Below are 14,891 nucleotides of genomic sequence, written 5' to 3' on the forward strand. Positions count from 1 at the left end.
GCCTGTGCGAGGGTACCGGGCACCGGACCCCACGGCGCCGCGATGAGACGTGCGTCACACCGCACGGGCGGTATGTCACAGGCGGCGGCCCTGTCCTGTCACAGGAGTGAACGCACTCCTGGGAGGCCCGCCCATGTCCGACACCCGTGTCCCGCCCACGCGAGGCGAGCGCGTCGCCGACTGGTTCGACGGCCGGCTCGGCATCCACACCTTCGGCCGGAAATACCTGCGGAAGGTCTTCCCCGACCACTGGTCCTTCCTGCTCGGCGAGATATGCCTGTACAGCTTCGCCGTGCTGGTCCTGACCGGTGTGTACCTGACCTTCTTCTTCCACCCGTCGATGAACGAGGTGACGTACCACGGCAGTTACGTCCCCCTCAACGGCGTCCGGATGTCCGAGGCCTACGCCTCCACCCTCGACATCAGCTTCGACGTGCGCGGCGGGCTGCTGATCCGGCAGCTGCACCACTGGGCGGCGCTGGTGTTCGTCGCGGGGATGCTGACGCACATGATGCGGCACTTCTTCACCGGGTCGTTCCGCAAGCCGCGCGAGGTGAACTGGCTGTTCGGCTGGCTGCTGCTGTTCCTCGGCCTGTTCGAGGGGCTGTTCGGCTACTCGCTGCCGGACGACCTGCTGTCGGGCACGGGCCTCAGGTTCGTCGACGGGGCGCTGCTGTCGGTGCCGATCGTGGGCACGTATCTGTCGATGTTCCTGTTCGGCGGCGAGTTCCCCGGGCACGACATCGTCGCCCGCTTCTACTCGCTGCACGTGCTGGTGATCCCCGGGATCATGGCGGCGCTGGTCCTCGCCCACCTGGTGCTGGTCGTGTACCACAAGCACACCCAGTTCGCGGGGCCGGGCCGCACCGAGCGCAATGTGATCGGCGCCCCGTTCTTCCCGGTGTACCTGGCGAAGGCGGGCGGGTTCTTCTTCCTGGTGTTCGGCGTGCTGAGCGTGATGGCGGCCGTGGCAACGATCAACCCGGTCTGGTCGTACGGCCCCTACCGCGCCGACCAGGTCTCCACGGGCGCCCAGCCCGACTGGTACCTGGGCTTCGCCGAGGGCCTGGTGCGGATCATGCCGGGGTGGGAGGTCACGCTGTGGGGACACACCCTGGTCCTCGGGGTGCTGATCCCGGTCGTGGTGTTCCCGCTGCTGCTGGTGTTCATCGGCGCGTACCCGTTCCTGGAGGCGAGGGCCGGCGGTGACCGGCGCGAGCACCATCTGCTGGACCGGCCGCGCAACCGGCCGGTGCGCACGGCGATCGGCGCGGCCTGGATCAGCGTCTATCTGATCCTGCTGGCGGGCGGTGGCAACGACATCGTGGCGACCCGGCTGCACCTGTCCATCAACACGGTCACCTGGGCGGTCCGGATCGGCCTGTTCGCCGTCCCGGCGGTCGTGTTCGTCGTCACCCGCCGGATCTGCCTCGGCCTGCAGCTGAAGGACCGGGAGCTGGTCGAGCACGGCCGGCCGACCGGGGTGATCAAGCGGCTGCCGCACGGCGAGTACGTCGAACTGCACGAACCCCTGGACCAGGCCGCCCTGCACACCCTGACCGCGCACCGGCGGCCCGCCGAACTCGTGGAGCGCGAGCCGTGACGGGCCCGCGCTCCACTCGGCGTACGTCGGGTGAGCGCTACCCCTGGTCCGCCACGAAGGACGCCATCCGGGCCAGGGCCGCGTTCCAGTTGATCGCGGTCTCGTTGGTCGACCAGGACTGGATGTCGTCGATGTAGCAGAACTGACCGGTGCAGCCGGTCAGCTTGGACTGCGCGTAGGGGTCCTGGATGCTGGAGTTGGGGCCGCCCGCGAGCGTGCCGGCCGGCGGGTTCGGCAGGGCCGGGTCCAGCTCGTGGGCGTACCAGCGGCTGTGCTGGTTGTGCGAGCTGACCTCGCCGTAGCCGGTGACGTAGGACATGTTCAGGGCGTTGCGGCCGAGGACGTAGTCCATGCTCTGCACGGCGCCGTCACGGTACTTGGCGCCGCCGGTGATGTCGTAGGCGGTGGCGAGGACGACGGCGTTGTTCAGGACCTGGTGGTTGGAGCCCCAGTCGTACAGGTTGTTGTCCGGCGCGTAGGGCATGCCGTACGGCTGGGCCTTCAGCGTGGCCAGGTAGCGGTCGGCGCCCCGGACGACGGACTGGCGCACCTTGTCACGGCCGGGCAGCCGGCTCGGCACGGTGGCGAGGTCGAGGCGGGCCGGGGCGGCCGTGCGGGCCCAGTCGAAGCCGGTCGGGCCGAAGATGTCGGCGGTGTGCACCGGGGAGGTCAGGACGTACGTCTCGTACTGCTTCTCCCCCGTGCTGAGGTACAGCTCAGCCGCGGCCCAGTAGAACTCGTCCCGCACGTCGTTGTCGTTGTAGGCGCCGCCGCCGGTGGCGTCGTTCGGGTCGGCGTAGACGTCCGGGTGGGCGAGGGCCGCGGTGAAGGCCGTGCGGGCGGCGGACAGCGCCCTGGCGGCGAAGGCGGGGTCGTAGGGGCGGTACAGGCGGGCCGCCTGGGCGGCGGTCGCGGCCAGGTTCAGGGTGGCGGCGGTGGTCGGCGGGTGCAGTTCGCGCTTCTGCGGGTCGGCGCTGGGCAGCAGCGGCAGTCCGGTCCACTGCTCGTCGTGCACCTTGTGGTGGGCCATGCCGGCCAGCGGCTGCCCGGCGGGCACCTGCATCTTCAGCAGGAACTCCAGCTCCCAGCGGGCCTCGTCGAGGATGTCGGGGACCTTGTTGCCGCTCTCTGGCAGGGCCAGGGTGCCGTCGCGGAGCTTGTCCGCCTGCCCGGTGCGGGCCAGCTTCTCGCGCTCGTAGGTGCTGAGCAGCTCCCAGGTGGTGATGCCGCCGTTGACGACGTACTTGCCGTGGTCGCCGGCGTCGTACCAGCCGCCCGTGACGTCGAGGCGGTAGTCGCACACGCCCGGCTGGCAGGGCACGTTCCCGTCGCCCTGGTTCGGGGCCACGTCGACGTGCCCGGCGGCGCGGCCGTAGCCGGGGCGCAGGTCGTCGCGGATCGGGGTGCCGCTGCGCTGGGTGTAGTAGTACTTCACCGCGTCCAGCCGCAGCTTCTCGTAGGCGGCCGTGCCGATGTCGAAGGGGCGGCTGGTCTCGCCGTCCGCGACCAGGGTGAAGCCCTGCCCGCTCCCCCGGTAGGCGCCGAAGTCGACGGAGTGGACGTTCTGCCCGGAGGAGACGTCGGTGCCGCGGGGCACGGTCCAGCCGCGGGCGACGGTGGTGCCGCGGGCGTTCTTCAGCTGCCAGGGCAGCCGGGTGCCGGCGTCGGTGACGAGGGTGGCGTTCTTCGGCCCGGCGGGCAGATAGGCGACCTGGTTGACGCGGACCCGCGGCCCGGTGTCGGGCTCGTACGGCGCGGGGGCCACCCCGCCGAGCAGGGACACGTCGTCCACGCAGAACCGCCAGGGGTCCGCCGACCCGCCGACCTGGAAGGAGACCTGGGCCTGGGCGCTGTCGACCGGGGAGGTGAAGGTGTAGCTGTAGGTGCTGCCGTCCGCGCTGAGCTGGGGGCTCTCCTCGTACCAGGTGTCGTACGGCGCCGTCTGCAGCCCCACCAGCGCCCGGACGACGTGTCCCGCGGGGACGCCGGAGGCGGCGAAGGAGAAGCGGTACGTCTCGCCCTTGGTGAGCGTGATGTCGTTCTGGCCGACGGAGGCGTCCCAGCGGTTGGTGGTGCCGCCGGGCACGTCGGCGCACAGCCGTCCGCCGTCGACGGCGGCGTTGACGTTGCCGCTGGCCCACCAGTCCTGCGTGCCGGCGTCGAAGGTGCCGTTCCTGACCTGCTCGACCTCGTCGGCGCCGGCCTGCTGGGCGGGCAGGGCGGTGGCCGCCGCCGCCAGCAGCGCGGCGAGGGGCAGCAGGGCGGTACTGCGTCGTTTCACGTCTGGGCTCCTCGGGGAGTGCGGGTGACGCTCGGGTTGGAAGCGCTCCCAATCCAGAAGTGGGAGCGCTCCCAAACGCGACGCAGGACATGGTTGTTGCAGGCATGACATCCGTCAACGGTCCGGACGGGACTGGACCGAACCGGGTCCCCGCCCGGACCGTCCCGGACCCGGTCCGGCGCGCCGGACCGGGCAGGTGAGACCGGCCGGACGGGCTATGCGCCCGGGACCTCCAGCCGGCTGATGCGGACCGCGCCCCGGACCTCGCCCGGGTGGGCGCTGGTCAGGGTCAGCCGCACCCGGGAGCCGCGCACCGCGTCGAAGGTGACGACCGTCGGCGCGTCCGAGGCCGAGGCCCAGGCGACGGACGCCCCGGTGACCGGCGCCCAGCGCTCGCCGTCCCAGACGGCGGCCTCGACGGCGGCGGGCAGGCTGTGGCCGGCGTCGGTGGTGAAGGACGCCTCCACGCGGTCGATCGTGCGGGTCCTGCCGAAGTCCAGCGACACCCAGTCCTTCGGGCGGGCCCCGCGGAAGGCGGGCAGCAGCGCGGTGGCCGCCTTGTCGAAGGCGTTGGACCAGCCGGTGGCCGGGTCGCCGTCGAGCATCGCGGCGGGCAGGGTGTCGGGGCGGCCGGAGTAACCGGCGTCGGCGTGCGGGTAGGCGGGCGGGGCCGGGAAGTCGGGCGCGAACCGGGCGGGCGGGGTGGTGGCCGCCGAGCGGGCCGCGGTGGTGCGCGCGGTCGCCGTACCGGCGCGCAGGCCGTCGGCGCGGGCCGTCACCTTCAGCGCGCCCGGGTTCGTGCCGGCGCGGACGATGGCCAGGGCCTTGCCGTGGAAGGCGGTGCGGGTGGTGGCCTGGTAGCGCTCGGCGCTCTCCTGCCGGCCGTTGTCCAGCCCGGCCGGCGAGCCGCCGCGCACGTCGGAGGTGATCAGGTCCTCGGCGTCGGGGACGACCGTGCCGCGGGCGTCGACGATCTCGGCGGTGACGAAGAGGAGGGAGCGGCCGTCGGCGGGCAGCGCGTCGCGGTCCGGGGTGAGCCGGACGGCGTGCGGGCGGCCCGCGGTGCGCAGCACGTCGGTGGCGACGACCTTGCCGCCGCGCCGGGCGACCGCCTTCAGCTCGCCCGGCTCGAAGGGCACCTTCCACGTCAGGTGGAGCTTGCCGGCGCTGCCGTTGGGGCTGGTGTAGCTGCCCGGCCAGGGGCCGTCGGTGAAGGTCTTGTCGTCGCCGGTGGCCTCGGTGGTCTCCAGGTACTCCCTGCCGTCCGCCGTCTTCTTGCGGTCGAACCTCCGCACGCCGAGCGACTCGCCGTTCAGGTACAGCTCGACGGTGTCGGCGTTGGCGTACGCCCACACCTCGACGGTCTCCCCCGGCTCGTGGTTCCAGCTCATGGGGAGCAGGTGGACCATCGGCTCGTCGGTCCACTGGCTGCGGAACAGCCAGTACATGTCCTTGGGGAAGCCGGCGGTGTCGACCGCGCCGAAGAAGGAGGCCTTCACGGGGAAGACGTCGTACGGCGTCGGCTCGCCGATGTAGTCGATGCCGGACCACAGGAACTGCCCGGCGAACCACTTGCGGTCCCGGTCCTTCTTGAGGCCGTACTCGCCGCTCATGGTCCAGGAGGCGAGGTTGTTGTCGTAGGAGGAGGTGGCCCGTCTGCCGGGGGTGTGGTTCTCGCCGGTGTTGAGGTGCTCCGGCTCCTGGTACGTGCCGCGGGTGGAGGTCTCCGAGGAGGACTCCGACTCGAAGAGGAACAGGTGCGGGTAGGCCGCGTGCAGGGCGTCCACCGACTTGGCGGTGTTGTAGTTCAGGCCGAGGCCGTCGAGCTTGGCGAGCATCAGGTCGGCGGCGGAGCCCTTGGCGGGCAGGCGGCGGTACTTGTCGGAGCCGATGACGAGCGGGCGGGTGGCGTCGGCGGCGCGGATCGCGGCGATGATGCGGTCGGCCATGGCCAGGCCCGCGGTGGAGGTGGAGTCGGGGATCTCGTTGCCGATGGACCACATCACCACGGCCGGTGAGTTGCGGGCGGCGAGGACCATCTCGGTGGCGTCCTTCTCGCACCACTCGTCGAAGAACCGTCCGTAGTCGTGGCGGGTCTTGCCGGTCCGCCAGCAGTCGAAGGCCTCCACCAGCATCACGATGCCCAGCTCCTCGCAGATCCGGATCATCTCGGGCGAGGGCGGGTTGTGCGAGGTGCGGAAGGCGTTCACGCCCATCGACTTCATGATCGTCATCTGGCGGCGGATCGCGTCGGTGTGCACGGCGGCGCCGAGCGCGCCGAGGTCGTGGTGGAGGTCGACGCCCTTGATCTTGGTGTGGACGCCGTTGAGGTGGAAGCCCTCGTCCGGGTCGAAGCGGAAGGTGCGGATCCCGAAGGGGGTGCGATGGCTGTCGGTGCGGCGGCCGCCGACGCGCAGCTCGGTGTGGAGGGTGTAGCGGTGCCCGGGGGTGGCGATGTCCCACAGCAGGGGGTCCGGGACGGTCAGCTCGTGGGTCTCGGTGCGGGTGTCCGCGACCGGCACGGTGGTGGCGGTGCGGGCCACGGTGCGGCCGTCGGGGCCGGTGATCCGGGAGCGGATCTCGACGTCGGCGCCGGCGCCGGAGGCGTTCACCACGGTGGTCGCCACCCGTACCAGCGCGCGGTCCCCGGTGACCTGCGGTGTGGTGACGTACGTGCCCCAGCGGCCGACGTGCACCGGCTCGGTGACGACGAGGCGGGCCTCGCGGTAGATGCCGCTGCCGGAGTACCAGCGGCTGCTGGGCAGCTGGTTGCGCACCTTCACCGCGAGGACGTTCTCGGTGGTGCCGTCGGTGTGCAGCAGGCCGGTGAGGTCGAGGGCGAAACCGGTGTAGCCGTAGGGGTGGCGGCCGGCCTCGGTGCCGTTGCAGTAGACGTACGCGTCCATGTAGACGCCGTCGAACTCGACCGAGATCCGCTTCCCGGCGAGGGCGGGCGGCAGGGTGAAGGCGAGCCGGTACCAGCCGAGGCCGCCGGGGAAGAAGCCGGTGCCGCTGGTGGTGCCGTGCTCGGTGGTCGGGGCCTGCTCGATGCTCCAGTCGTGCGGCACGGCCACCGTGCGCCAGGCGGAGTCGTCGTACGCCGGGTCGGCGGCCCCCGCGTAGGCGCCCGTGGGGTCGTCGGCACCGTCGGGGTCGGCCAGGGCGAACCGCCAGCCGTCGCGCAGGGCGAGGGTGCGGCGGCCGGCGGCCCGGCCGGCGGGGTCGGCGTCGTCGGCGGCCCAGGCCGCCGGGGTGGTCGCGAGTGCTCCGGCCGCGGGCGCGGCGGCGGAGGCGATCAGGACCGATCTGCGTGTGACCGTCATTGGCGGCTCCCCCTCATCAGGGCCCAGAATTAATCACAACTGATCGCGAACAAACAGAATCTGACGACATCGCACATGGGCCCGTCAAGGGCCGGTGACCTTCTTCCGCTGTCCTCCGCCGGACCGCTCCCCGGTCCCCCGAGGCGGGGCGGGAGCGCGGCGTCCGTTCCCGTCCGCGCGGCCCGGCGACGCACTAGGCTGGGACGCACGTGCAACATCTGTTCACTGTGAGTGCGCGCGATGGAGTGGCGAGGATGAGCCCGGACGACCCGTTCGACGACGCCGCGACGGCACGGGCTGTCATCGCCGAGAACGGCACCCTGACCGGGTGGAACCACGGCGCTCAGCGCCTGCTCGGCTGGACCCCCGACGAGGTCGTCGGCCGTCCCGCCGTCCGCCTGCTGGCCGGCGCCGACGCGGGCCCGGCCCCCGCCGGACCGCGCTGGGACGGCACTCTCACCCTGCGCCACCGCGACGGGCACGCCCTGCCGGTGTGGCTGCTCGCCCACCGCCTCTCCGGGGACGGCGACCGCCCGGCCCGCTGGCTGGTGGTCACCCCGGTGGCCGGCGACGCCGCCCCCGCCCCGCAGGACCTGCCGGGCGTGGACGGGCTGATGCAGTCGCCGTGCGCGGTCGCCGTCTACGACGGGCGGCTGCGGCTGCGCCGCATGAACGACGCGATGGCCGAGGTCGTCGGGCTGCCCCCGGAGCGGCTGCGGGGCCTCACCCTGGCGGAGATCGGCGGCAAGCCGCAGAGCGAGGAGCTGGAGCGGCGGCTGCGCGAGGTGCTCGCGACCGGCCGGCCGCAGGACGTGCACACCTCCATGCGCACCGGCGCCGGGGAGCGGGAGCACGCCTGGCTGGCCCGGATGGCTCCGCTGACCGACGGCGCGGGCCGGGTGCACGGGGTGTGCCTGGCCGCGCACGACATCACCGAGATGCACCGGGCCCGCGAGCGGCTCCAGCTGGTCAACGAGGCCAGCGTGCGCATCGGCAGCACCCTCGACGTCACCCGTACGGCGCAGGAGCTGGCGGACGTGTGCGTGCCCGCGCTCGCCGACCTCGTCAGCGTCGACCTGCTCGACGTGGCCGACCAGCCCGGCGAGCCCCCGGTGCGGCTGACCGCGCCCGTCAGTCTGCGCCGTATCGCCCACCGGTCGGTCAGCGCCGGCACGCCCGAGGCCGCGGCCAAGCCCGGCGAGGTGCAGTCCTACCCGGCGGCCTCGCCGCAGGCCGACTCGCTCGTCCAGGGCCGCACCATCATCGCCTCGTCCGGCACGGGCAGCCTGCAGCGGTGGCTCGCCTGGGACCCGGTGCGCCACGCCCGCGCCCAGGAGTTCGGCGTGCACACCACGATGTCCGTGCCGATCCGGGCCCGCGGCACGACGCTCGGCGTGGCGGTCCTCACCCGCTTCCGCCGGCCGGAGCCGTTCACCCCGGACGACGTGCTGCTCGCGGAGGAGGTCACCGCGCGGGCCGCCGTGTGCATCGACAACGCCCGCCGCTACTCCCGCGAGCGCGAGACCGCCCTGGCCCTGCAGCGCAGCCTGCTGCCGCGCAACCTGCCGCGCACGGCGGCCGTGCGGGCGGCGTCCCGCTATCTGCCGGCGGCGCGCTCGGGGGTGGGCGGCGACTGGTTCGACGTGATCCCGCTGTCCGGGATGCGGGTCGCGATGGTCGTCGGCGACGTCGTGGGGCAGGGCATCCAGGCATCGGCCACGATGGGCCGGCTGCGCACCGCCGTGCGCACGCTCGCCGACATCGACCTCACCCCCGACGAGCTGCTCACCCACCTCGACGACCTGGTGGTACGGCTCTCGGAGGAGGCCGGCGACCAGGGCAGCCCCGGCGAGGTCGGCGCCACCTGCCTGTACGCCGTGTACGACCCGGTGTCGCGGCGCTGCACCATCGCCCGCGCCGGGCACGCCCCGCCGGTGCTGCTCCCCCCGGACGGACCGCCGCGCCGGGTGCCGGTGCCCGCCGGTCCCCCGCTGGGCGTGGGCGGGCTGCCGTTCGAGTGCACGGAGGTGGAGCTGCGCGAGGGCAGCGTGCTCGCCTTCTACACGGACGGTCTGATCGAGGCGCGCGGCGGGGACGCCGACGCCGGGTTCCGCGCGCTGTGCGAGGCGCTCGCCGCCGGCGCGGGCTCCCTGGAGGAGAGCTGCGACCGGATCCTGCGCGCCCTGCTGCCGCCCGGCGGCACCGCCGACGACGTGGCCCTGCTGCTGGCCCGTACCCAGGGGCTGCCCGCCTCCCGGGTGGCGACCTGGGACATCCCGGCCGACCCCGCGCTGGTCGGGCCCATCCGCAAGCAGGTGGTGGACCAGCTTGAGGCCTGGGCGCTTCTGGAGGCGTCCTTCACCGCCGAGCTGGTCGTCAGCGAGCTGGTCACCAACGCCATCCGGTACGGCACACCGCCCATCCGGCTGCGGCTGATCCACGACGCGGCCACGCTGATCTGCGAGGTGTCCGACACCAGCCACACCGCGCCGCACCTGCGCCGGGCGAAGACCTGGGACGAGGGCGGCCGGGGCCTGCTGCTGGTCGCCCAGCTGACCCAGCGCTGGGGCAGCCGGCACACCACGGACGGCAAGACCATCTGGGCCGAACTCGTTCTGCTGGAGCAGGAGTAGCGCGCCGGCACGCTTCGGCGCCACGGCACGGGGCAGACGTCCGGTATGCCTCACACGAAGCGTGCGACGACCGCGATCGTGAGCGTCTGCGCCGTGTCCGCCCTGCTGGCCGGGTGCGGCGGCGGTGACGGCACCTCCGGCACGACGGGCAGCGCCCCGCGGCCGACGCGTACGGCGGACCCGGCGGGCCCCTCGCACGCCGCGGACACGGCAGGCGCCGCGGGCACCCCGGGTACGACGCCGTCGGCGAGCCTGCCCGGGGCCTCCACGGGCGGCCCGCGTGAGCCGGCCGGCTCCGCGGGGACGGGGCGCGGCGGCGCGACGACGCGCTGCCACACCTCCGAGCTGAGCGCGTCCGTCGGCCGCAACGACCCGGGCGCCGGTCAGGAGAACTTCCCCGTCGTCCTCACCAACACCTCCTCCCGCACGTGCACGGTCCACGGCTTCCCGGGCGCCGCGTTCGTCGGCGCGGACGGGCGGCAGCTGGGCCCGGACCCGCGGCGGGAGCCCGGCGTGACCGCGCGGACGGTGACGCTGGCGCCCGGGCACAGCGCCTGGGCCGGGCTGCGGTTCGCCAACCCGGAGATCAGCGGGGCGCGCACCGCCGCCCCGGCGGCCCTGCTGGTGACCCCGCCCGACGAGCGGGACCCGCTGAAGGTGCCGTGGAAGGGCGGGAAGGTGCCGGTCGGCGGGAACGAGTCGGTGGTGTGGCTGTCGGTGTTCGGCCCGGGCACGGGGCCCTGAGCGGGCCGGGACACCGCGCCTTGAGGAACCCGGGGAACCGCGCTCTGCGGGACCCGGGCACCGCGCCCTGAGGGATCCCGAGGGCGTGCCGCCGTGGCCGACGGCGGGTCTCTTACCTGCACCTGCTTGGATGGGCGGGCTCCACCCTGATCGTGTCCCGGAGGACCCGTCCTGAACACCCCCTTCGCCGAAGCGCTGTCCGTCGCCCTGCTCGTGGCCGTCCTCCTGTGGGCGGTGGCGCGCCCCTTCGGCCTCGCCGAGGCCGTCCTCGCCGTACCCGCCGCCGGGGTCGCCGTCGCCACCGGGGCCATCTCACCCGCGCACGCCCTGGCCGAGGCCGAACGGCTCGGGCCGGTCGTGGGCTTCCTCGCCGCGGTGCTGGTGCTCGCCCACTTCTGTGACGTCGAGGGACTGTTCACCGCGTGCGGGGCGTGGACCGCGCGCTGGGCGCGGGGCCGTCCGCGGCGGCTGCTGACGGCGGTGTTCGTGCTGGCGTCGGCGATCACGGCCGTGCTGAGCCTGGACGCCACGGTGGTGCTGCTCACGCCGGTGGTCCTGGCCACGGCGTCCCGCATGGGCATCCGGTCCCGGCCGCACGTGTACGCCTGCGCGCATCTGTCGAACACGGCGTCCCTGCTGCTGCCGGTCTCCAACCTGACGAACCTGCTGGCGTTCACCGCGAGCGGGCTGAGCTTCACCCGGTTCGCGGCGCTGATGGCGCTGCCCTGGCTGGTGGCGGTCGCCGCCGAGTACCTGGTGTTCCGGCGCTTCTTCGCCGGCGACCTCGACGCGCCGGTGCTCGACCCGGAGCCGGCCGAGGTCCCCGAGCTGCCGGTGTTCGCGCTGGTGACGGTGGGCTGCACGCTGGCCGGGTTCGTGGTGGCGTCGGCGGCCGGGATCGATCCGGCGTGGGTGGCGCTGGCGGGCGCGCTGGTGCTGGCCGGTCGGGCGCTGCTGCGCGGGCGGGCCACGGTACGGACGGTGATCGGGGCGGCGTCCCCGGCGTTCCTGGCGTTCGTGCTGGCGCTCGGCATCGTGGTGCGCGCGGTCGTCGACAACGGCCTCGCGGACGCGCTGCGGCACGCCCTGCCCGGCGGGACCGGGCCGGCGGCGCTGCTCGGCGTCGCCGCGCTGGCCGCGGTCCTGGCCAACCTGATCAACAACCTGCCCGCGGTGCTGGTGCTGCTGCCGCTGGCCGCCCCGGCCGGGCCGGGCGCGGTCCTCGCGGTGCTCCTCGGCGTGAACATCGGCCCGAACCTCACCTACGCCGGTTCCCTCGCCACGCTGCTGTGGCGCCGCATCGTCCAGCACCGGAGCCCGGACGACGTGACGCTCGGCGAGTTCACCCGCCTGGGCCTGCTGGCGACTCCGGCCGCGCTGCTGGGCGCGGTGGGGGCGCTGTGGGTGTCCTTGCAGCTCGTGGGCGTGTGAGGGCTGGTCCGGCCTAGGGGGTGTCTCGTCGATCAGGCCGGATCAGCGAGCGGCGTCTGGTGCCGTGCATCGCAAGGCGGAGGAGGGCGGCATGGCGGAGCCATGGCAACCGACGACAACGCGGCGAGGCGCGGTGCCGGACGCCGGGAGCCCGGCATGATCGGCGAGACACCCCCTAGGGGGTGGCGTCCCAGGTGACGGCCGCCCTGCGCAGTTCGGGGGCGGCGGTGTCGATCGTCCAGCGCTGGGCCGGGTCGCCGGCGCGGTTCTTCAGGACCAGCGCGCCGGAGCCGTCGGTGGCGGCCGGCGCCAGGGCGAGGTCCTGGTTCCCTCGGGATATGAGCGCGCCCTGGAGCGTGAAGTCGTAGCGGACGTCCTTCCCGCCCGGCTGTGCCGCGTCGGCGCAGGGGGCCAGACGCACCGAGTAGCCCAGGTGCGAGTCCAGGCAGAGGTCCGGCGCGGCGACACTGCGCAGCAGCCCGTCCGGCTCGTACGACCACTGCTGCGCCACCGACGCGGAGCAGGCGGCGAGCCGGGTCTCGGCGCCCTGGACGGCCCGGCCGCCGGCGATGTCGACGCACAGCCCGGACGCGCTGTTGTGCAGCCGCCCGACCAGCGCGGCCCGCTGCGTCCCACCGGTGCCGACCCAGGAGGGGCCGTCGGTGGCGGTGTCCGCACCGGGGTCCGGGGAGGGCGCGGCACCGGCACCACCGCTGCCGCTGTCGTCGGCACCGGCGGCCCACAGCACCAGCGGCAGCGCGACGAGCCCGCTCACGGCGACCACGGCCAGCGCCAGATTCCGCCGCCGCACGGCCCGGGCCCGCTGCACGGCCCTCCGGGACAGCACCCGGGTGCCGCCGGGTTGGCCGGTGGCGGGGCCCGCGGGACCGGCGTGGCCCGCGGCGGGGGCGACGGCTCCCCGGGAGGAGTCAGGCCCTCCCCCGCTCCGGCCGGCGACACGATCGGCGACGCGCTCGGCCACCCGCAGCCCGGCGGCGACAGCGGCGGCGCGCCAGTGGGGCGTGGGGGTGGCGGGGCGGCTGCCGGGCGGGGCGTCGATGGCGGGGTCGGTGGGCCGGGGGCCGAGCCTGGGCTCGGTGACAGGGGGCGTCGCGTCGCCGGCGCGGCGGCCCGCGGCGAAGTCGGCGATGCGGCGGCCGAGCGCGGAGTCAGGGCCGGGGCGGCCGGGCGTGGGCTCGGCGGTACGGCGGCCGGGCGTGCGGTCAGGGGTACGGCGGCCGGGCGCGCGGTCAGCCGGAGGGGAGCCCGGCGCGGCGCCGGCTGCCCGGGCGGCGGACGCCGGGCCGAGGGAGCCGGGGTCCGGAGCGGGACGAGCCCAAGGCGCACCGCGCCACATTGACCCGGCGCCCGGCGGGGCCCCGGCCCCGGCGGCGGGGGCTGCGGGGGCCGCTCCCGTGCCGTCGGCCGGGTCGGAGGCGAGCCCCCAGGTGCCGGCCGTATCGCCGGCTCCCCTGCGGTCGGCCGGACCGGAGGCAGGCCCCCATCCATCGGCCGTACCACCCGCTCCCGTGCCGTCGGCCGGACCGGTGGCAGGCCCCCAGGCGTCAGCCGTGCCACCCGGCCCCATGCCGTCGGCCGGACCGCCTGCAGGCCCCCAGGCATCAGCCGTACCGCCCGCTCCCCTGCCGTCGGCGAAACCCCCCAGGCCGGCAGCGCCTCCCGGTCCAACGACCGGACCGGCGGCGGAGCCCCAGGCGTCGGCCGCGCCGACCCCCTCGGGTGGCGCGCCGACGCCCTCGGGCGGGGTGCCGCCGTCCTCGGACGGGCGGTCGGCGCGCGGCCCCGTCGCGTGGCGGCCGCTCTCCGTCGCCCCGTACCCGGCCGCGGCGTCGGAGGCCTCAGCCGGCGGCGCCTCTGCGTCCCCCTCCCCCAGCGCGCTCGTCAACCGGGCCGTGACGTAGGCGCGGGCCGCCCAGCCGAGGACCGCTTCCGCGAGGGCGAAGCCGAGGGCGCCGTCGAACTGGGCCAGCTGGTCGGCGGTGTACCGGCAGGGGCCGCAGCGGTCGAGGTGGCGGTGCAGGTCGGGGTCGGTGACGGTGCCGCCGCGGCGGAGGGTGACGTCCAGCAGGCGCAGGAAGCGCCGGCACTCCTCCTCGGGCGCGGACTCGCGGTGGACCTGGAGGACCTCCGCGCGCAGTCGTTCGCGGGCGCGGCGGAGTTCCAGGCGGACGTCTTCCTCGTCCAGGCCCAGCAGCCCGGCCGGCACCACGGGGGGTTCGGCCTCGACCTCGGCGTGCCACAGCACGCAGCGGGCGGTCTGCGGCAGCCGCTGGAAGGCCTGGGAGAGCGTGCGGCGGTGCGGCGGCGGCAGCAGCCGGGTGGCGGCGGCCTGCTGCGGGGAGTCGTCGGCGGTGCGCAGCGCGGGGTGGAGGAGTTCGCGCCGGCCGTCCGCGTCCCATTCGACCGCGATCCGGCCGACGGTGACCAGCAGATGGGGCCGCCAGGCGGAGCTGGGCCCGTCCTGCCGCAGGGCCTCGCCGAACAGCCGGGTGAAGGCGGCGGTGGTCAGCATGCCCGCGGCCCGGCCGCTGTCCGTGCACAGGCGGGCGTAGGCGAACGCGGCGGCCCAGTGCCGGTCGAGGAGTTCGCCCACGGGGTGGAACGCGGGTGTGGCACCGGTCCACTTCTTCAGCTGCGCGCTCAGCTGCGCGTCGGTGGCGTGCGGGAGCCCCGGGTTCGGGGAATTCGACGGGCCGGTCGGGCCAGCGGTATTCACGGCGGTATTTCCTCCGAGAGCAGCGACATAAAGTCCGTACCAAGGGCAGGGCTGCTCTTGTGAAGCGTGGGGGGTGGACGATACCGGCCTCACCTTGGCACACGCCGGGGACGGGGAACAAGGGATCTTGCGGAATCCC

7 protein-coding genes are annotated in these 14,891 nt (G+C 74.6%); 4 read left to right on the top strand and 3 right to left on the bottom strand.

Translation table 11 applies throughout. From position 1 onward, the window contains the following. The first annotated feature begins 133 nt into the window (after nt 1–133). The gene (qcrB, locus tag IE308_RS03010) at nt 134–1,603 is read left to right on the top strand and encodes a cytochrome bc1 complex cytochrome b subunit (RefSeq protein ID WP_190216457.1); all 1,470 of its coding nucleotides are present in this window, start codon (nt 134–136) and stop codon (nt 1,601–1,603) included. A 37-nt stretch (nt 1,604–1,640) separates the two neighbouring features. Here the strand turns inward: qcrB and IE308_RS03015 are convergent, their stop codons facing one another. Beyond that, a complete protein-coding gene (locus IE308_RS03015) occupies nt 1,641–3,884 on the bottom strand; it encodes a glycoside hydrolase family 9 protein (protein ID WP_190216458.1) in 2,244 nt (747 codons plus the stop codon). 215 nt (nt 3,885–4,099) lie between these two features. Further along, nucleotides 4,100–7,207: a glycoside hydrolase family 2 TIM barrel-domain containing protein gene (locus IE308_RS03020; RefSeq protein WP_190216459.1), complete on the bottom strand. Its 3,108-nt coding sequence runs from the start codon at nt 7,205–7,207 to the stop codon at nt 4,100–4,102. Between the two features lie 254 nt (nt 7,208–7,461). On the opposite strand from IE308_RS03020, the gene IE308_RS03025 reads away from it, so the two are divergent. The 3 genes from IE308_RS03025 to IE308_RS03035 all read left to right on the top strand — a co-directional run bounded on the left by IE308_RS03025 (nt 7,462) and on the right by IE308_RS03035 (nt 12,015). Further along, nucleotides 7,462–9,840: a SpoIIE family protein phosphatase gene (locus IE308_RS03025; RefSeq protein ID WP_190216460.1), complete on the top strand. Its 2,379-nt coding sequence runs from the start codon at nt 7,462–7,464 to the stop codon at nt 9,838–9,840. Nucleotides 9,841–9,885: 45 nt separating this feature from the next. Further along, nucleotides 9,886–10,584: a DUF4232 domain-containing protein gene (locus IE308_RS03030; RefSeq protein ID WP_110634564.1), complete on the top strand. Its 699-nt coding sequence runs from the start codon at nt 9,886–9,888 to the stop codon at nt 10,582–10,584. Between the two features lie 171 nt (nt 10,585–10,755). Continuing rightward, nucleotides 10,756–12,015: an SLC13 family permease gene (locus tag IE308_RS03035; protein WP_190217343.1), complete on the top strand. Its 1,260-nt coding sequence runs from the start codon at nt 10,756–10,758 to the stop codon at nt 12,013–12,015. 175 nt (nt 12,016–12,190) lie between these two features. Here IE308_RS03035 and IE308_RS37405 read toward each other — a convergent pair whose 3' ends face one another. Further along, complete coding sequence (locus tag IE308_RS37405; protein ID WP_229908680.1) at nt 12,191–14,752, bottom strand: RICIN domain-containing protein; 2,562 nt, start codon at nt 14,750–14,752, stop codon at nt 12,191–12,193. Nucleotides 14,753–14,891: the final 139 nt, after the last annotated feature.

It is taken from the genome of Streptomyces griseosporeus (assembly GCF_014656055.1).
Taxonomy (GTDB): Bacteria; Actinomycetota; Actinomycetes; order Streptomycetales; family Streptomycetaceae; genus Streptomyces; species Streptomyces griseosporeus.